Source organism: Mesorhizobium caraganae (assembly GCF_016836705.1).
Lineage (GTDB): Bacteria > Pseudomonadota > Alphaproteobacteria > Rhizobiales > Rhizobiaceae > Mesorhizobium > Mesorhizobium caraganae.
Genome location: NZ_JAFCGY010000006.1, coordinates 204,240 through 222,309 on the forward strand (window position 1 = coordinate 204,240; position 18,070 = coordinate 222,309).

Genomic DNA, 18,070 nt, shown 5'->3' on the forward strand with positions numbered 1-18,070 from the left:
ACATTGCATGAGCAGGATACGGGTCGGTGTCATCGGCGCCGGCATGATTTCGCAGGTCGAGCACATTCCAAACCTGTTGCGGCTCAGCGATCTGTTCGAATTGGTCGGCGTCGCCGATCCGTCGAAGGTCTCGCGGCAGTTTGTTACCGACACTCACGGCATCGCCAATTTCGAAACGCCCGACCAGCTCTTCGACCAGAAGCTCGACGCCGTCGTCATCGGCTCGCCCGACCCGCTGCATCACGAGCAGGTGCTGGCCGGACTCCAGCGCGGCCTGCATGTCTTCTGCGAAAAGCCGCTCTGCTATTCACCGGAGGAGATCGCCGAGATCGTTGCCGCACGCGACAAGGCCGGCAAGGTCATGCAGGTAGGCTACATGAAGCGCTTCGATCCGAGCTACCGGCTGGCGCTTACCTCGCTGCCCGGCACCGCGAAGACGCTGCGTTCCGTCTCGGTCGAGGTCAACGATCCCGATGCCTGGCCCTTCATCGCCCACCAGCGCTATATCAGAGGCAACGACATTCCGAAGGACCTGATTGCTGCCGCGCAAGGCAAGCAGAAACAACAGGTCGAGCGCGCCATCGGCCAGCCTCTGACCGATCTCGCTTTCCGTGGGTTTACCGGCGCTTACAGCTCCGCCTTGATTCACGATGTGAATGCCGTGCATGGCCTGCTCGACGCGCTCGGCGTGCCCGATGGCGAGGTCGTCGGCGCGCAGATCTTCGCCAATGGCGATGGCGGCCAGGGTACGGTGAAGCTGCTCGACGACCAGGCGCTATGGACCATGACGCATCTCACCGTGCCGAAACTTGCCGACTACAAGGAGCGCATCACGCTGTTCTTCGACGATGCCAGCCTAGAGCTCGAATTCCCATCGCCCTGGCTCAACCATCATCCGACCCGGCTGACGGTCAAGACGTCGGACGGCCATACGCTATCGACCAGAGACCTGCGCGCCGGCTACGGCGAAGCCTTTGTCGAGGAGATGCGCGGCTTCTGGGGCGCGATCGTCAACGGTGACGAAGTCGTCAACCCGCCCGAGCACGCCGCCCGCGACCAGGCCTTGCTGATCGCGCTGACCAAGCGGCATTTGGCAGGATAGCCTGCGGGCCCCCCGCTTCTATCTGGTGTTGATGACGCCGTCGGTATTGGCGAGCAGCTTGCGCACCGCGTTGCGGGCTGCCTCCGGTCGCTGCAGCCGGATGGCTTTCTCAATAGCCTCGTGCAGCTGCTGTGCGTGCTGCAGATCGTCGAGTTCACGCGTCGTAAAGGTGAACAGATGATCGAAGGCAGATTCGATCAGCACGCCGAGCGGCACCAGCAGATCGTTGCCGGAGGCGCGCAATATGGCGAGATGAAAGCGGGTATCGGCGCGCGTGCGTTCCTGCAGGCTGGTCGCCTCGCCCATCTCGCGGCAGGCCTGGCTGATCTCGGCCATCTGCTCCTCGGTGCGCCGCATGGCGGCGAACGCTGTCGCTTCCGGCTCGATGATGTGGCGGAACTCTTGCACCGTTTTCAGGAACACTTCGCGGTCGGGCGAGGTCGCATACCAGGCCAGCACATCGCGGTCGAGCAGGTTCCAGCGCTCTCTGGGTTCAACCCAACTGCCGATCTTGGGGCGTGATGCCAAAAGGCTTTTGGCCATCAGCATCTTGATCGCTTCGCGCACCGCCGAGCGGCTGACGTTGAAGGTTTCCGACCATTTGGCTTCATTGGGCAGGATGGTGCCCGGCGGATAATCGCCGCGCACGATCCGAAGTCCGATTTCGCTGGCCAGCGATGCATGCACGCTGGAGCCGGGCACCCGGGTTGCGTCGGCCCGACGAAGCGCCGCCGGGCGCTCGGCGGCCGCCGCCTTGTCGGGCTTCTTTCCCTTATTCGGCTTTCCGTCCCTCATGCGTCCACAAAGTCCGGATTTCGAAAGCTGTCAAGCAGAGGAAAGGGCGTTGGCGGCAAAGCCTGAGGCTGTGCACAGATCAGGTTACAACCTTGCCTCCAAAGCCCTATTCGCCAGCCCTATTTGACGTATTTGCGCCAGCTATGCTCGGGACGGAAGCCGAGCATGTCCCTGGCCTTGCGGTTGGAGAGCAGCGTCTCATATTCGCCGAGTTCCGCCTTGACCGGCACATTGGGGTAAAACCGCTTCAACAGCTCGGCCGTCGGCAGGTCGGACGAGGTGTCGTCATTGGCGGCGTTGAAGACCTGAAAGCCGAGACCGTCCTTTTCCACCGCGCGCAGCGTGATCTGGCCGAGGTCGCGGGCATCGACATAGCTCCAGGCGATACGCTTGCGGAAGCCCGGATCGGCGAACCACTTCGGAAACAGCGAATATTCATGCGGTTCGATGACGTTGCCGATGCGCAGCGCATAGATGTCGGTGCCGTTGCGCTGCGCAAAGGCGCGCGCCGTGTGTTCGTTGACGACCTTGGACAGCGCATAGCTGTCCATCGGATCGACGTCGTATTCTTCGTCGAGCGGGAAATATTTGGGGTCGCGCGGTTCGTTGGCGAATACCACGCCATAGGTCGTCTCGCTGGATGCGATCACCACCTTCTTGATGCCGAGCTTCACTGCCGCTTCGATGACATTGTAGGTGCCCATCGCATTGATGCGAAACACCTCATTGTCGGGCGTGATCATGATGCGCGGGATGGCGGCGAAATGCACGACGGCATCGACCGGCTGCGAGCGCAGCGACGGGTCGAATTCATGCAGGCCCATGTAGCTCGTCAGCGCGTTGAACACCTGGCCGCTGTCGGTGATGTCGGTGATCAGCGTGCGCACCTTGGGATTGTCGAGCGGTTTGGTGTCGATGTTGAGCACCTGGCAGCCCTGCTCGACCAGATATTGCACGACATGGCGCCCGGCCTTGCCACTGCCGCCGGTGAACATGATCCGCTTCGTCATTTTCGTCTCCAATGCCTAGGATTCCTGTGTATTGTCAGACAATATGGCATTCCGCAACCACCCTCGCCGGCAAAACGGCGGCGCCAGACATCAATCATTGCAACAGGACTTCAAGACATGACCACGACTGCCGCGAGCGAAAAGATCGGCTTCATCGGCCTTGGCCTGATGGGGCACGGCATCGCCAAGAACATCGTCGACAAGGGCTATAAGCTGACCTTCCTTGGCCGCAAGAACCGCAAGCCGGCGGAAGACCTGCTAGGCCGCGGCGCCAAGGAAGCAGCAACCTCGCGCGACGTGGCGGCGGCGTCCGATATCGTCTTCATCTGCGTCACCGGCTCGCGCGAGGTCGAAGCCATCATCCGCGGCCCCGGCGGCCTCAAGGAGGGCCTGAAGAAGGGCTCGGTCGTCGTCGACTGCTCGACCTCCGATCCGGTCTCGACCGTGGCGCTGGCGGCGGAACTCAAGGAGATCGGCGTCGACTTTGTCGACGCGCCGCTGAGCCGCACTCCGAAGGAAGCCTGGGAAGGCACGCTTGACGCCATGGTCGGCGCGCCCGACGCGCTGTTTGCTCGTTTGAAGCCTGTCATCGAAACCTGGGCCGGGCGCATCGTCCACATCGGCAACACCGGCGACGGTCACCGTATGAAGCTGCTCAACAACTTCATCTCGCTGGGCTACGCCGCGATCTATTCCGAGGCGCTGGCGCTGGCCGAGAAGGTCGGCATATCGCCGCCGCGCTTCGACAGCGTCATCCGCAACGGCCGCATGGATTGCGGCTTCTACCAGACCTTCATGCGCTGGACGCTGGAAGGCGACCGCGACGCGCATAAATTCACCATTGCCAACGCCTTCAAGGACCTGACCTATCTGGAATCAATGGCGGGTGCGGCCGGCATCGCCAATCCGCTCGGCAACGCCACCAAGAATTCCTTCGCCGGCGCCCACGCTACCGGGCCGGCCGAGCAGTTCGTGCCGATGCTGGCCACGCATATCGCCAAGGTGAACGGCGTCGATCTCATGCCAAGCAAGGACGGCAAGAAGCAGACGATCTGATCAGCCGATCTCCCCCGGTGTGGGGGGTGAGGAGTGGTCCGCGAAGCGGACGGGAAGCCAATTGCTTGGCTTTCCGAACGACGAACGCCCGAAGCGACAGCGAAGGGCCGGGGCCGGCAGGACAGAAGGGGGGGCGCGAAGGAACGTAAGCTTTCAGCTTGACCCCCATTCGCAAAGGACGTGCGCAGGTATCATCCTGTTGAAAGGTCGGCGGGACAGCGCCCCCCTCTGCCCTGCCGGGCATCTCCCCCACAAGGGGGGAGATTAGCCTGCCCCTCACCGCCGCGCCTTGCCGATCCCCTCATCCGTATTGGCCAGCAACTTTCGCACCGCGTTGCGGGCCGCGTCGGGCCGCTGCAGGCGGATGGCCTTCTCGATCGCTTCGTGCAGCTTCTGGGCGTGCTGCTGGTCGCTGACCTGTATGGTCGTGAAGACGAAGAGATGGTCGAGCGCCGATTCGATCAGCACGCCGAGCGGCACCAAAAGATCGTTGCCGGAGGCGCGTAGGATCGTGAGATGAAAGCGCGTATCGGCGCGGATACGCTGCTGCAGGCTCAGCGCCTCGCCCATTTCCCGGCAGGCCTGGCTGATCTCGGCCATCTGCTCGTCGCTGCGTCGCATCGCGGCAAAGGCGCTGGCTTCCGGTTCAATGATGTGACGGAACTCCTGCACCGTGCGCAGGAACGCCTCCCGGTCCGGCCCGGTCGCATACCAGGCCAGCACATCGCGGTCGAGCAGGTTCCAGCGTTCCCTTGGCTCGACCCAGCTGCCGATCTTGGGCCGTGAAGCCAGCAGGCTTTTGGCCATCAGCATCTTGATGGCTTCGCGCACCGCCGAGCGGCTGACGTTGAACATCTCCGCCCATTTGGCTTCGTTTGGCAGGATGGCGCCTGGCGGATAGTCGCCGCGCACGATCCGAAGCCCGATCTCGTTGGCCAGCGAGGCGTGTACACTGGAGCCAGGGGGCCAGACCGTATCCGGTCGTCGAACAGCGGTGGCAACCGGGCCGGCCGGCACATCAATCGTGGCGGATCGCCTTCTTGGTCTGTCGTCCGGCATCTTCGGCATCGGCAATTTGTCGCAGGGAAACCGTCCGGAATTGTCCGTGCCCTTCGCCGAAAGCAAGACGCATGAGCCCGTCAAAGCCGGAGCTTGCCGCCCCGACAATGTTGCCTGTCCTTGTCCCTGAGGAAAATGACGGGGCGCCCCTGAAAGGGCGCCCCCGGTATCGCTGGCTATTTCTGGATGCAGGTGTCGACCGTATCCTTCGTGCATTCGTCGAGGCCGGTGAACACCGGATCGGCGACGGCCTTGCCTTCGATGAGATCGATCATCACCGACGGCGCCTTGTAGCCCATTTCGAACGGCCGCTGACCGACCAGCGCCGTGACCAGACCGTCACGGGCGATCGCCACTTCGTCGCCGATCGTGTCGGCGGCTCCGATGACGAAATCATTGCTGGCGATGCGGTCCTTGAGCGGCCCAAACAGGTCGCGATAGGGCTGCGGGGCGCCGAACAGCGGCCAGCCGCCCATGATGCCGAAGGCGTCGAGCTTCGGGTTGGCGGCGAGGATGTCGGTCATCGCCTGCACGCCCTTGGCGCCATCGTCATTGGTGAACACCGGGCAGCCGGCGGCTTCGGTCCAGCCGCCTTCGCCGGCGAGTGCCGCCAGGCCTTCCTTGCCCGACAGCGCATCACGCATGCCTTGCGCGCGGCGCAGGATGTTGTCGGCCGCCGGATTGCCTTCGATGGTGCAGATCGTGCCGCCGTTCGGCTTGCCCTTCTTGATGTACTCACCGATCTTCTTGCCCATCAGGTAGTTATCGGTGCCGAGATAGGTCTTGCGAAGTGCTGCATCTTCCTTGGCCAGGTCGGCGTCCACGGTCATGATCGGGATCGTCGGATTGGCGGTCTTGATCGTCTGCGCGATCAGCGGTGCGTTGGACGGCGAAATCGCCATCGCCACCGTGTCGGCCTTGCTCAGCATATCCTGCACGATCTGCGCCTCGCCGGCCTCGTCGGATGTCGACGCCGGCCCGGTGTAGAAGCACTCATACTCCGAGCTGGCGTTTTCCTTGTTCCACTTCTCGCAGCCCTGGTGGATGGCCTCGAAGAACGGATTGTCGAGACCTTTCACCACGATGACGAGCTGCTTCTTGGCCAAAGCCGGCCCGGCGCCCAGCGCCATGGCGGCGACGGCGGCAAGCAAAACTGTTTTCCTCATATCAGTCCTCCCTTGGAAACAGACGGACACGACGTGCCCGCCACACGAACCAACCCGGAATACGGTGACCGAGGGTCGCTATGCGAGCGCTCAGTCGGCAAGCCAGGTCGATAAGCATTTCATTTCGGTCAGCCGGTTCGAAAAGAGGCCGGCTGGCACCGATGCATTCCTGCTGATCCCACACGCAAACCGGCACGGGGTCGGCAGGTTACTCCTCCGCCCTCCAGCTAATATCGGCTTGTGGCCAACGTCAATGGTATTTGTCCTACAAAACGGATTTTTAGATTCCGTCTGCCGATTGACGCCCGTGCAGTCATTTGCGTAAATGGAATTCAACATCGCTGTCCCGGGAGGAGCTGGGCGAGCGAGGCCGCGGGCAGAACCGGCGGTCTGAGCATGATCCCGAAAAGTGGGAACCGGTTTTCGGAAGAGATCATGCTCCAACAACAAAGCGTTGGATCTGGATGACGTTTCAACCAAACGTCATCCCAGATCCAAGTCACGGGGAGGCAAGAAGGCTGGTGGCGGTTCTCGAACTCACCAACATCTCGAAACATTTCGGCGCCATCCAGGCGGTCAACGACGTTTCGTTGTCCATAGAGCCGGGACAGGTCGTCGGCTTGATGGGCGACAACGGCGCCGGCAAGTCGACGCTGGTCAAGATGATCGCCGGCAACTTCCGCCCGAGCCACGGCTCGATGCAGATGGACGGCAAGGAGCTGATCTTGCACAAGCCGGTGGAGGCGCGCCAGCACGGCATCGAGATCGTCCACCAAGATCTGGCGCTGTGCAACAATCTGACCGCCGCGGCAAACGTCTATCTCGGTCGCGAATTGCGCCGGGGCGTCGGCCCGTTCCGCATCCTCGATTATGCCGCCATGTACAAGCGCGCCGGGCAGATTTTTGCCGAACTGAAATCGGAGACGCGGCCGCGCGACCTGGTCAAGCAGATGTCCGGCGGCCAGCGCCAGGCAGTGGCCATCGCCCGCACCATGCTGTCGCAGGCCAAGATCGTGCTGATGGACGAGCCGACGGCGGCAATTTCGGTCCGCCAGGTCGCCGAAGTGCTGAACCTGATCCGCCATCTGCGCGACCAGGGCATCGCTGTGGTGCTGATCAGCCACCGCATGCCCGACGTTTTCGACGTCGCCGATCGCGTCATCGTCATGCGGCGCGGCAGGAAAGTCGCCGACAAGAGGATCGCATCCAGTTCGCCCGAGGAAGTCACCGGGCTGATCACCGGCGCGATCGAACAGGTCTGATTAGGGGGATAAATGTCGACAATGGCAGTCACGCTTGACCAGACGATCGCGCAGAAACAGCACAGCTTTTTCTCGCGCATGTTCGCCAGCCAGACCTTCTGGGTGGTGATTGCCGTCATCCTCGCCTGCATTTTCCTGTCGTTTGCCACCGACGCTTTTGCGACGCAGAAAAACCTCTACAACATCACCCGCAACATCACCTTCGTCGCCATCATCGCGCTCGGCATGACCTTCGTCATCATCACCGGCGGCATCGACCTGTCGGTCGGCTCGGTGCTGTGCCTGTCGTCAATGGTGCTGGCCGTCACCATGCATGCCGGCTATTCGATCGAAATCGGCATCCTCGCCTCGATCGCCACCGCGCTCGCCATCGGCGCCTTCAACGGCATTTTGATCGCCTATCTCGGCTTTCCGCCTTTCGTGGTGACGCTCGGCATGCTGTCGATCGCGCGGAGCCTTGCCATGGTCGCCTCCAACAACACGGTCGTCTTCCAGTTCGGCCCAGACCACGACAAGCTTCTGGCGCTGGGCGGCGGCGCCTGGGTGTTCGGCATCGCCAATCCGGTGCTCTACATGATCCTTCTGGCGCTGATCACCGGCTTCACGCTGCGCTGGACCAAATTCGGCCGGCACATCTTTGCCATTGGCGGCAATGAGCACGCGGCGACGCTGACCGGCGTTCCCGTCAAGCAGATCAAGGTTGCCGTCTATATGATCTCGGCGCTGGCGGCCGGCATTGCCGGCATCGTCCAGACTGGGTGGCTGGGCGCCGTCACCACCAATCTCGGCACCGGCATGGAACTGCAGGTGATCGCCGCCACCGTCATCGGCGGCGCCAATCTGGCCGGCGGCGTCGGCACGGCCTTCGGCGCGATTGTCGGTGCAGCACTCATCGAAGTCATCCGCAACAGCCTTGGCCTGCTCGGCATCAATGCCTTCTGGCAAGGTGTGTTCATCGGCGGCGCCATCCTGCTTGCGGTGCTGTTCGATCGCATCCGCAACTTCAGGCGCAATGACTGAACCTTCCGCTGGAAACCATTGCTTTGACATCGAAATCCCTGTTCGACCTTAGCGGCCGGCTGGCGCTGGTCACCGGCTCCGGCCAAGGCATCGGCCTCGCGCTGGCGCGCGGCCTTGCCGAGCATGGCGCCAGTGTCGTGCTGAATGGCCGCGATGCCGGCAAGGTTGCCAATGCAGTGACAGATTTGCGCGATGCCGGCTTCACGGCGCACGCCTCGACCTTCGACGTGACGGACTTTCGCGCCGTCGATGCCGATGTCGCCCGCATCGAGGCCGAGATCGGTCCGATCGACATCCTGATCAACAATGCCGGCATCCAGTTTCGCGCCCCGCTCGAGGACTTTCCCGAGGAGCAGTGGGAGCGGCTGTTCAAGACCAATGTCTCCGGCGCCTTCCATGCCGGCAAGGCGGTCGCCCGCAACATGATCGTGCGCGGAAAAGGCAAGATCATCAACATCGGCTCGGTGCAGAGCGAACTCGCCCGGCCTAACATCGCGCCCTATACGGCAACCAAGGGCGCGATCCGCAACCTGACCCGGGGCATGTGCACCGACTGGGCGAAATACGGCTTGCAGATCAACGCCATCGCACCCGGTTATTTTCGCACCGAAATGAACCAGGCGCTGGTCGACAACCAGGAATTCTCCGCCTGGCTGGAAAGGCGCACGCCTGCCGGTCGCTGGGGTTATGTCGACGAGCTGATCGGCGCCGCCGTGTTCCTCGCCTCCGACGCGTCGTCCTTCGTCAACGGCCACACGCTCTATGTCGACGGCGGCATGACGGCTTCGGTTTGATGGACGGATTTCTCGGCCAAGGCTGGCGCCGCCCCTCATCCGCCTGCCGGCACCTTCTCCCCGTATAGTGACGGGGAGAAGGGGGCTGACCGTTCCCTCAGCGCCTTTCTTGCAACGTTGGCGATTGCCGAAATCAGAAATGAGAGCATCTTTCTCCCCGTCACTATACGGGGAGAAATGTCCGGCAGGACAATGAGGGGCGGAGCCGGCCTTTCAGAACTAGGAGGCGGCGACCGCTGTTGGTTTCGGTACCTATCGCTCAGTCTGAAAATCCGCCACCACTGCCGGTAGCACACGGCTGCTTTGGCCCCGCGCCTTGACGGGAGCCCGAACTCAGCCGCACAATCCCGGGTGCAGGCGAAGGGAGGCCAGTCGTCTGCGGGAGGATATACCCATGACGGACGCGATCAGGCTCTATTGGGGCCGGTTCGGACATGTTTCTGTCCTGAATGTCGCCAGCGACTTCGTCACCCATGCTCATGTCGAGGCACATATCATCATCTGGCTGGAAGGCACGGCCGGCGAGATGACCATCGGCCGCGAGACGGTGGCGTTGGGACCCGGCACCGCTGCGGGGATCAACTCCTACCAGCCGCACAGCCATGTCCTGTCGCAGAATGGCAGGCCCGGCCTGTTCCTCGCCTTCTATATCGATCCAGACTGGGCGCGCCGGCGCCGCGACTTGCCGTCGTCGGCGCCGCTGTTTGCCCAGGCTGCGATCACGCTCGAACCCTGGCTGCACCAGGCCGCCGCCAATCTGCTCGATCATCTAAGCGACAATGAAAGCGTCGACGACATCGCCAATTACGAGATCGAGCGCTTTATCGATAGCGTGCTTGATGCCGCCGATGCCTCGGCGCCGCAGGAGGCACGCATCCGCATCAACACCATGCAGGATTTCCGCGTCCGCAAGGCAATCCAGCTGATGAAAGCCAATGTCTGCGAGCGTATTTCGTTCGACGATGTCGCCCGCAGCGTTGGCCTGTCGCGGCCGCATTTCTTCGCTTTGTTCAAGGAACAGACCAATCTGACGCCCAATGTCTATTGGAACACGCTGCGCATGGAGGAAGCCGTGCGGCAGTTGCAGTGGTCGCAGGAGCCGCTGATCTCGGTCGCCTGCAATCTCGGCTTCACCACCCAGGGCAATTTCTCGCGCTTCTTCCGCGACCATGTCGGAGTGCCGCCGACGCTTTACCGCGAGGCGGCGCGGGCGATGGCCTGAGCGAGCCGCTCGTTTTTCAGACTCCTTGATAGGGCCGCAAGACCCATTGATAAGCGCGGCACCGGCCGCCGCCCTACCTTGAATGTAGATTCGATTGCTAGGGAACGAGCTCATGGTTGATGTCACCATATCCAGCGTCATCGACGCGCCTGTCGAGAAGGTCTGGGCGCGTATTCGCGACTTCAACGGCCTGCCGGGCTGGCATCCGCGCATGGTCGAAAGCCATATCGAGAACGGCAAGGACGCCGGCACCATCGGCTGCGTGCGCAATTTCGAGCTCGCCAGCGGCGCCCGTATTCGCGAAAAGCTCCTCGACTTTTCCGATGAGAATTTCCGCGTCAGCTACTCCATCCTGGAGACGCCGCAGCCACTGACCAATCACAAGGCGACGCTACAGTTGCGTCGCGTGACCGACGGCGACCGCACCTACGCCGAATGGACCGCCAGCTTCGACGCCGCGCCCGAAGAGGCCGACAAGATCGCCGCCGGCATGGGCGCCAATGTCTTCCAGGGCGGCTTCAACGCGCTGAAGAGCCATTTTTCCGGCCAAAGTTGAGCTTGGGAGACTGCCATGGCGCTTGCCCTCCAGACCTTTCCGACCGTCAGGGATGCCAACGCAGCGCTGAAGGCGTCCGGCACGCGCTATCTCGGCGGCGGCACGCTGGTCGTGCGCGCCACCAATGAAGGCGATGTCTCCGTCACCAGCCTTGTCCGGTCCACCGACCCCTCGCTCTCGGCCATCGAGATCGCCGGCGGCAAAGCCCGCATCGGCGCCTCCGTGACCATGGCGGCCATCGCCCGCCATCCGCAGCTCGGCGCCATCGCCAAAGCGGCGCGCGCGGTCGGCGGCCCCGCGATCCGCAACATGGCGACGGTCGGCGGCAATCTGTTTGCGCCGGCGCCCTACGGCGATTTCGCCGTCACGCTGCTGGCGCTGGATGCGACGGTCAGCACCGATGATGGGGAATTGCCGATTGGGGATTTTTTGGCCAAGCGGGACGACAACCACGCCATCGTCAACTCAGTCAGCTTCGCGCTGCCGAAGGCCGAGAGCTTCCGCTTCCTGAAAGTGTCGCGCGTGAAGCCCAAGGGCGTCTCGGTGCTGAGCATCGCCGCCGCGCTCGAACAGGCCGGCGACGGCGCAATATCCTCGGCGCGGATCGCGCTCGGCTGCATGGCCGACCGGCCGATGCGTGCACGCGCGGCGGAAAAGGCGCTGATCGGCAAGCGGCTTGACCGGGACGGCATCGCAGCAGCGCTGGCTTCGGCAGGTGAAGGCACTTCGCCGATCACCGATCCGATCGCCAGCGCCTGGTATCGCGCCGAGGTCCTGCCGGTCCATCTCGGTCGTCTGCTGCTTACTTAACCACGGCTAGGGGGGCGCGCGTCTGTCCGATCAATCGGGCAGGCGCGCTGGGAGGAAAACATGGCAAAGGTTCCGGTTCAGTTCACGCTCAACGGCCGCGAGAAGGCCGAATTCGTCGAGGGCGGCACGACGCTGCTGCATGCGCTGCGCGACAAAATCGGCGACACCTCGCCGAAGGGCGGCTGCCATCAGGGCACGTGCGGCGCCTGTTCGGTCATCATCGACGGCGAGTTAAAACTCTCCTGTCTAACGCTGGCCGAAACCTGCAACGGCGCGACGATCACCACGACATCGGGCCTCGCTGAAGCCGGCGTTCTGCATCCGCTGCAGCGCGCCTTCCTCGACGCCTTCGCCACGCAATGCGGCTTCTGCACACCGGGCATGATCATGGCGGCCAAGGTGCTGCTCGACCACACGCCCAATCCCAGCCGCGACGACGTTGTCGAGGCGCTGTCCGGCAACATCTGCCGTTGCACCGGTTACGAACCGATCATCCAGGCGGTGCTGACCGCGGCGCGCGCCAATTCGCAGAACGCCGCCTAGAGCCGGATGATTTCAGGTCGAATCGACCTGAAATCTGAATCCGGCTCTAAATCAAAGAGATAGAGCATGATGTCGTCCGAAAACCGCTTCACACTTTTCGGCATCATGCTCTGAGGGGACCAAGAGAATGGAACTGCGCAAGAGCTATTTCGCCGATCAGCGCAAGGACGGCCTGCACGAGATCGGCCAGGGGCGTCCGCGGCTGGATTCGCCGGGCCATGTCATGGGCAAGACCGCCTATTTCGCCGACCGCAATTTCCCTGGCATGCTGCACCTGAAAATGGTGCGCAGCCCGCACCATCACGCCCGCATCCGCTCGATCGACACCTCCGAAGCCGAGAAGCATCCGGGCGTGGTGAAAATCCTCACCGCCAAGGACGTGCCGCACAATGTCTATACCATCCTGATCCTGATCCAGATCGGCCCGGAGGACGAGACGGTGCTGGCCGACGGCAAGGTGCGCTGGAAGGGCGAGGCCGTGGTGGCCGTACTGGCCGAGACCGAACGCGCGGCGCAGGAAGCCGCCGCCAAGGTCAAGGTTAACTACGAGGTGCTGCCGGCCGTCTTCGATATGGAGGAAGCGCTGAAACCCGGCGCACCGTTGGTCAACGAATACCACGGTCAGAACTATTATCTCTACGACAGTGGCGAATGCCGCAAGGTGCGTTTCGGCGATGTCGAGGCAGGCTTTGCCGAAGCCGACCATATCCTCGAGCAGAGCTACCAGTCCTCGCCGATCGAGCACGCGCCGACCGAGACCACCGGTTGCGTCGTGGTGCCCGAAGGCAATGACCGCTTCACCTGCTACACCAACACGCAGGCGATGTTCTTCACCCTCGATAACGCCTCGATCATCCTGCAGATGCCGGGCTCGAAGCTGCATTTCGTCGGCGGCACGGTCGGCGGCGGCTTTGGCGGCAAGGTCGATGTCATCGTCGAGCCGATTGCCATCCTCGGCGCCAAACTAACCGGACGACCGGTCTGTTTCATCTACAGCCGTGAGGAGGAAATGCAGATCTCGTCACCGCGCGCGGCCGAAAAGGTCGTCATCAAGGACGGCGTGATGAAGGATGGCCGCATCGTCGCGCGCAAAGTCACCGGCTACACCGACGCCGGCGCCTATTCGCGCCACTCGCCCTATGGCGCGCAGAAGGGTGCTGCGCACTATCCCGGGCCCTATACGATCCCCAATGTCTGGATTGACACCTACTGCGTCTACACCAACCGCACGCCCTCGTCGGCCATGCGCGGCTTCGGCGTCACCATCGGCGACTTTGCGCTGGAGGTGCAGATGGACAAGCTGGCGCGGCTGATCGGCATGGACCCGCTCGAATTCCGCTTCATCAACGCCTATCGCGACGGCGACATGAAGGCGCATCACCAGCCGACCGAAGGCGCAGCGCTGATCGAGTGCATGCAGGAGGCCTCGCGCGCCGCCAACTGGCCGGTGGCCGAAAAATACATGGCGATGTCCTCCTATAAGAAGGGAGCCTGAGATGGCGATCCGGCGCGGAAGCGGCGTCGCCGCGATCAACTACCCCACAGGTATGAATCTCGGCGGCGATCCGACCCAGGCGCTGGTGCATTCGACGCCGACCGGTAATTTCATGGTCACGCTGTCGTCCGTCGATCTCGGCCAGGGCCTGAAGCAGATCATGGCGCAGATCTGCGCCGAGACGATAGGTGTGCCCACCGACCGCGTCATCATCGACACCGCCGATACCGACACCGGTCCGCACTGCATGGGCACCTTCGCCTCGCGCGGCACGCATCGCGCTGGCAATGCCGTCATCCAGGCGGCCAAGGAAGCCCGCCAGGTGATGCTGGAAGTGGCGGCGGAAGAGCTGGAAGTGAACGCCTCCGACCTCGAAACCGATGGCGAAGGCAACATCCTGGTCAAGGGCGCGCCGCAAAAGTCGATTTCGATCTTCGACGTCGCGCTGTCGGCGCATTTCAAGCGCGGCCGCTCGATCTCCGGACGCGGCATGTTCCTGATCCCGCGCTCCTATCCCGAGAAGGAGACCGGCGCGATGAAGCCGTCGACTTGCTATGCCCATGCCTGCACGGTGGCCGAGGTCGAGGTCGATGACGAGACCGGCGAGGTGACTGTGCTGACCGTCAAGAATGTCTTCGAGATCGGCCGTGCGCTGAACCCGAAAATGGTCGAGCAGCAACTGGTCGGCGGCTCCTGGATGGGCATCAGCCACGCGCTCTACGAGACGACCGAGCCCTATTATCCGAACCGCGACCATGGCGGCACCGACTTCAACCAATATCTGATGCCGGGGCCGGGCGACCTTGCAGAGACCGAAATCATCGTGCTGGAACGCCCATCGGCGGACGGCCCTTATGGCGCCAAGGGACCGGGCGAGATGTGCGCCAACCCGCAAATACCCGCTGTCGCCAATGCCATCTTCGACGCCGTCGGCGTGCGCATCGACACGCTGCCGATTACGCCCGAGCGCATTCTGCGCGCGCTCAAGGCGCAAGCGGCGAGCTGAGGACTGGAAATGCCGGAGGTGACTGCCGAGACTGTCGCGACCTCCCCGGAGGCGGTGGCGCAGCATCTCGTCGCCTCGCGCTATCTCGCCGACGACAGTCTTGCCACCGCCATCTTCCTCGCCATTCGGCTCGGCAAGCCGCTGCTGCTCGAAGGCGCGCCCGGCGTCGGCAAGACCGAAGCCGCCAAGGCGATCGCAGAAGTGCTCGGGCGCGATCTGGTCCGCTTGCAATGCTACGAAGGCATCGACGCCGCGCATGCGCTCTACGAATGGAATTACCAGCGCCAGTTGCTCGCCATCCGCCATGCCGGCGAGCATGAGATCGACATTTATGACGACCGTTTTTTGATCGCCCGGCCGTTGCTCCAAGTGCTGCGGGCGCCCGAGCAGCGCGTGCTGCTGGTCGACGAGATCGACCGCTCGGACCATGAATTCGAAGCGCTGCTTCTCGAATTCCTCTCCGATTTCCAGATCAGCATCCCGGAGCGCGGCACCATCCGCGCCGAAGCGCAGCCGATCGTCATCCTGACCTCCAACCGCACCCGCGAACTTGCCGAGGCGCTGCGCCGCCGCTGCGTCTATCACTGGATCGGCTATCCCGACACAAAGCGCGAGGCCGAGATCATCATGCTGCGCGCCGGCGGTGTCGCCGAGGCCACCGCGCGTGCGGTCGCCAATGCCGTGCGGGAGATCCGCGGCCGCCCGCTCGCCAAGCCGCCGGGCATCTCCGAGGCCGTAGAGTGGGCCAACGCCGCCACCATATTGGAGAAGGGCGGCAGCCCGTGGCCGGAAGCCTTCCGCCGCGCCATCGGCGTGCTGATCAAGGACGAGGAGGATTTGTCCGGGATAACGCCGGAGCTAGGCCGCATCGTCGAGGAGGCGCTGGCGTGAGCCGGGACCTCAACGACCCCTCCGCCCCGTTTACGGGGAGGAGGTGCCCCGAAGGGGCGGATGAGGGGCGGCGCCATGATGGGCAGAAGGTGGCGCCACCCCTCACCTGCCTGCCGGCATCCTCTCCGGGCGAGGAGAGCTTGCCCCGCGCCGCCGAACCCTTGCTCGGCTTCGCCCGCTTGCTGCGCCACCACGCCTTTCCCATCGCACCCGAGCAAGTCTCCAGCTTCATGCAGGCCGTTACCCTGCTCGGCCCGCGCTCCATGGCCGACATCCGCGAGGCGGCGCTCGCAACGCTCGCGCCCTCACCCGACCGCCGCGGCGAATTCGAGGCGCATTTCCGCAGCCATTTCTATGGCGACGCCAGACCCTCGATCGCAGGCGAAGAAGACGAGGAAACGCGCATCAAGGACGATCACGGCACGCGCGAGGAAAAGAACCAGACCACGCGCCAGGAGAAAGGTGGCGAATTGTCGTCGGCGATCGAACAGCTGAGCAGCCGCGACTTCCAGCGCGACGATGATGGCCTTGGCCGCTTCCGGCACAAGCTCGCTTCCGCGCTGCCCGCGCGCCGCTCCTTCCGCACCATGCGCACCCGTTCGCGCGGCACGCTCGACCTGCGCCGTTCGCTCAGCGAAATCGTCAGCGCCGATGGCGACATCCCCTCGCCGCTGTTGCGCCGCCGCCAGACCGTGCCGCGCAAGCTGCTGCTCTTGATCGATATCTCCGGCTCGATGAAGCTGCATACTGCCGACTATCTCAAACTGGCCCATGCGACCGTGCAAGGCGCCGACCGCGCGGAAATCTTCACCTTCGGCACGCGGCTCACCCGCATCACGTCGGCACTGCGCATCCGTGATCGTGACCAGGCGCTGGCGCGCGCCGCTGCACTGGTCGACGATTGGGACGGCGGCACGCGCATGGGGCCGACGCTGCTCGCCTTTCTCTCGGTGCCGCGCTTCTCGGCCTTCGCGCGCGGTGCTGCAGTCGTCATCCTGTCGGATGCGCTGGAACGCGGCGACCATGCCGATCTCGAAACCGCGATACGCCGCCTGAGCGCCCGCGCCTTCCGGCTTTCGCTGGCAACACCTTTGGCCGGCGATCCGCGCTTCCAGCCTGCTACAGCGGCGCTGCGCGCCATCCTGCCTGACCTCGACGATCTCATCGACGGCTCGTCGCTGAACAGCCTCACCGATTTCATCCTGTCGCTCGCCCGCCCTGCCCCGGCGGCATCGACAATCTGGAAAAGGGTATCGTGATGCAGAAAGCCATCGACGCGCATTTCCACATCTGGCGCCAGCAGGATCAGCCCTGGCTGGTCGGTCCGATGGTGCCGCGCATCTTCGGGCCGTACGAGCCGATCCGCCGCGACTATCCGATCACGGAGTTTCTCGACGACCAGAAAGGCGCCGGCGTCGAAAAGGCGGTCTATGTCCAGACCAACTGGGCCAAGGAAGATTTCGAAAAAGAGGTCGCCTTCCTGCAGAAGACTGCTGATGAAACCGGCTGGCCGCATGCCATTGTTGGCTATGCCGACATGACCGTGGACGACGTCCGGCACCAGATCGACCGGCTGATGAAATACCCCCTGCTGCGCGGCGTGCGCATGCAGCTGCACTGGCATGAGACGCCGGCCTTCCGCTTCGCCACCTCGGCCGACCAGGTCATCGACCCAAAGGTGCGCGCCAACGTGGCGCGGCTGAAGGACTACGGCCTGTCGTTCGACCTGCAGCTCTTTCCCGCCCAGATGAAGGACGGGCTGACGCTGGTCGGCGAAAACCCGCAGACCAATTTCATCCTCACCCATGCCGGCATGCTGACCGGCATGGAGCCGGAGACGACCGAAGCCTGGAAAGCCGGCCTGCGCACGCTGTCAGCCGCGCCGAATTTTTACGCCAAGCTGTCGGGACTCGGCACCTTCGTGCACCGCAACGACCCGGATCTGATCGCCTACATCGTCGACAATGCGATCGACATTCTGGGTAGCGACCACCTGATGTTCGGCTCGAACTTCCCGATTGAGAAACTTTGGACCAGCCACGCCGAGCTGATCAAGGCGCACCGAGATGCAGTGGCTAGGCATGGCGCGGCGGCTGAGGCCGATATTTTCTGGAACACGGCTGAGAAGGTTTATCGGCCGGTGTAGCACGGACCTCCCCTTCTCCCCTTGTGGGAGAAGGTGGATCGGCGCGCAGCGCCGAGACGGATGAGCGACTATCTGAGGTGTCAAGTTGCATTTGCGAACTCGTTTCGCGCGTCGCGTGCTTTTGCATTGAGAATGAC

At 63.4% G+C, this 18,070-nt stretch carries 18 protein-coding genes; 14 read left to right on the top strand and 4 right to left on the bottom strand.

Annotated elements, in window-relative coordinates:
• The first annotated feature begins 7 nt into the window (after window positions 1–7).
• Window positions 8–1,102, top strand: a complete 1,095-nt coding sequence (locus JQK88_RS15445; RefSeq protein WP_203278762.1) for a Gfo/Idh/MocA family protein — start codon at window positions 8–10, stop codon at window positions 1,100–1,102.
• Window positions 1,103–1,120: 18 nt separating this feature from the next.
• Here the strand turns inward: JQK88_RS15445 and JQK88_RS15450 are convergent, their stop codons facing one another.
• Together JQK88_RS15450 and JQK88_RS15455 are read right to left on the bottom strand one after the other, a co-directional pair.
• Window positions 1,121–1,897 carry a FadR/GntR family transcriptional regulator gene (locus tag JQK88_RS15450; RefSeq protein ID WP_203278763.1) on the bottom strand — a complete coding sequence of 259 codons (777 nt, stop codon included), beginning with the start codon at window positions 1,895–1,897 and terminating at the stop codon, window positions 1,121–1,123.
• 119 nt (window positions 1,898–2,016) lie between these two features.
• Window positions 2,017–2,907, bottom strand: coding sequence for an NAD-dependent epimerase/dehydratase family protein (locus tag JQK88_RS15455; RefSeq protein ID WP_112560284.1), 891 nt, complete (start codon window positions 2,905–2,907; stop codon window positions 2,017–2,019).
• A gap of 117 nt (window positions 2,908–3,024) precedes the next feature.
• Between JQK88_RS15455 and JQK88_RS15460 the strand changes: the two genes are divergently transcribed.
• Complete coding sequence (locus JQK88_RS15460) at window positions 3,025–3,963, top strand: NAD(P)-dependent oxidoreductase (RefSeq protein ID WP_203278764.1); 939 nt, start codon at window positions 3,025–3,027, stop codon at window positions 3,961–3,963.
• A gap of 276 nt (window positions 3,964–4,239) precedes the next feature.
• On the opposite strand, the gene JQK88_RS15465 is transcribed toward JQK88_RS15460, so the two are convergent.
• Window positions 4,240–5,022, bottom strand: a complete 783-nt coding sequence (locus JQK88_RS15465; RefSeq protein ID WP_203278776.1) for a FadR/GntR family transcriptional regulator — start codon at window positions 5,020–5,022, stop codon at window positions 4,240–4,242.
• Window positions 5,023–5,198: 176 nt separating this feature from the next.
• Window positions 5,199–6,188 (bottom strand): sugar-binding protein, encoded by a 990-nt coding sequence (locus JQK88_RS15470; protein ID WP_203278765.1) that lies wholly within the window; start codon window positions 6,186–6,188, stop codon window positions 5,199–5,201.
• Between the two features lie 521 nt (window positions 6,189–6,709).
• On the opposite strand from JQK88_RS15470, the gene JQK88_RS15475 reads away from it, so the two are divergent.
• From JQK88_RS15475 to JQK88_RS15530, 12 genes are all read left to right on the top strand, one after another.
• A complete protein-coding gene (locus tag JQK88_RS15475) occupies window positions 6,710–7,450 on the top strand; it encodes an ATP-binding cassette domain-containing protein (RefSeq protein ID WP_112560281.1) in 741 nt (246 codons plus the stop codon).
• A 21-nt stretch (window positions 7,451–7,471) separates the two neighbouring features.
• On the top strand, window positions 7,472–8,470 hold the full coding sequence (locus tag JQK88_RS15480) for an ABC transporter permease (protein WP_112560280.1): 999 nt from the start codon (window positions 7,472–7,474) through the stop codon (window positions 8,468–8,470).
• A gap of 23 nt (window positions 8,471–8,493) precedes the next feature.
• Complete coding sequence (locus tag JQK88_RS15485; RefSeq protein ID WP_210328443.1) at window positions 8,494–9,264, top strand: SDR family oxidoreductase; 771 nt, start codon at window positions 8,494–8,496, stop codon at window positions 9,262–9,264.
• Window positions 9,265–9,658: 394 nt separating this feature from the next.
• Window positions 9,659–10,486, top strand: coding sequence for an AraC family transcriptional regulator (locus JQK88_RS15490; RefSeq protein ID WP_112560278.1), 828 nt, complete (start codon window positions 9,659–9,661; stop codon window positions 10,484–10,486).
• 112 nt (window positions 10,487–10,598) lie between these two features.
• Window positions 10,599–11,042, top strand: a complete 444-nt coding sequence (locus tag JQK88_RS15495) for an SRPBCC family protein (RefSeq protein ID WP_192259410.1) — start codon at window positions 10,599–10,601, stop codon at window positions 11,040–11,042.
• 15 nt (window positions 11,043–11,057) lie between these two features.
• Window positions 11,058–11,852 (top strand): FAD binding domain-containing protein, encoded by a 795-nt coding sequence (locus JQK88_RS15500; protein WP_203278766.1) that lies wholly within the window; start codon window positions 11,058–11,060, stop codon window positions 11,850–11,852.
• Window positions 11,853–11,912: 60 nt separating this feature from the next.
• Window positions 11,913–12,395, top strand: coding sequence for a (2Fe-2S)-binding protein (locus JQK88_RS15505; RefSeq protein ID WP_192259414.1), 483 nt, complete (start codon window positions 11,913–11,915; stop codon window positions 12,393–12,395).
• A 127-nt stretch (window positions 12,396–12,522) separates the two neighbouring features.
• Window positions 12,523–13,890 carry a xanthine dehydrogenase family protein molybdopterin-binding subunit gene (locus JQK88_RS36930; RefSeq protein ID WP_203278767.1) on the top strand — a complete coding sequence of 456 codons (1,368 nt, stop codon included), beginning with the start codon at window positions 12,523–12,525 and terminating at the stop codon, window positions 13,888–13,890.
• A gap of 1 nt (window position 13,891) precedes the next feature.
• Complete coding sequence (locus tag JQK88_RS36935) at window positions 13,892–14,896, top strand: xanthine dehydrogenase family protein molybdopterin-binding subunit (RefSeq protein WP_203278768.1); 1,005 nt, start codon at window positions 13,892–13,894, stop codon at window positions 14,894–14,896.
• 9 nt (window positions 14,897–14,905) lie between these two features.
• Complete coding sequence (locus tag JQK88_RS15520; protein ID WP_203278769.1) at window positions 14,906–15,787, top strand: AAA family ATPase; 882 nt, start codon at window positions 14,906–14,908, stop codon at window positions 15,785–15,787.
• 140 nt (window positions 15,788–15,927) lie between these two features.
• Window positions 15,928–17,046 (top strand): vWA domain-containing protein, encoded by a 1,119-nt coding sequence (locus JQK88_RS15525; RefSeq protein ID WP_512699810.1) that lies wholly within the window; start codon window positions 15,928–15,930, stop codon window positions 17,044–17,046.
• On the top strand, window positions 17,046–17,933 hold the full coding sequence (locus tag JQK88_RS15530) for an amidohydrolase family protein (RefSeq protein ID WP_203278770.1): 888 nt from the start codon (window positions 17,046–17,048) through the stop codon (window positions 17,931–17,933). The genes JQK88_RS15525 and JQK88_RS15530 overlap by 1 nt, the downstream gene beginning before the upstream one ends.
• The last annotated feature ends 137 nt before the right edge of the window (window positions 17,934–18,070 follow it).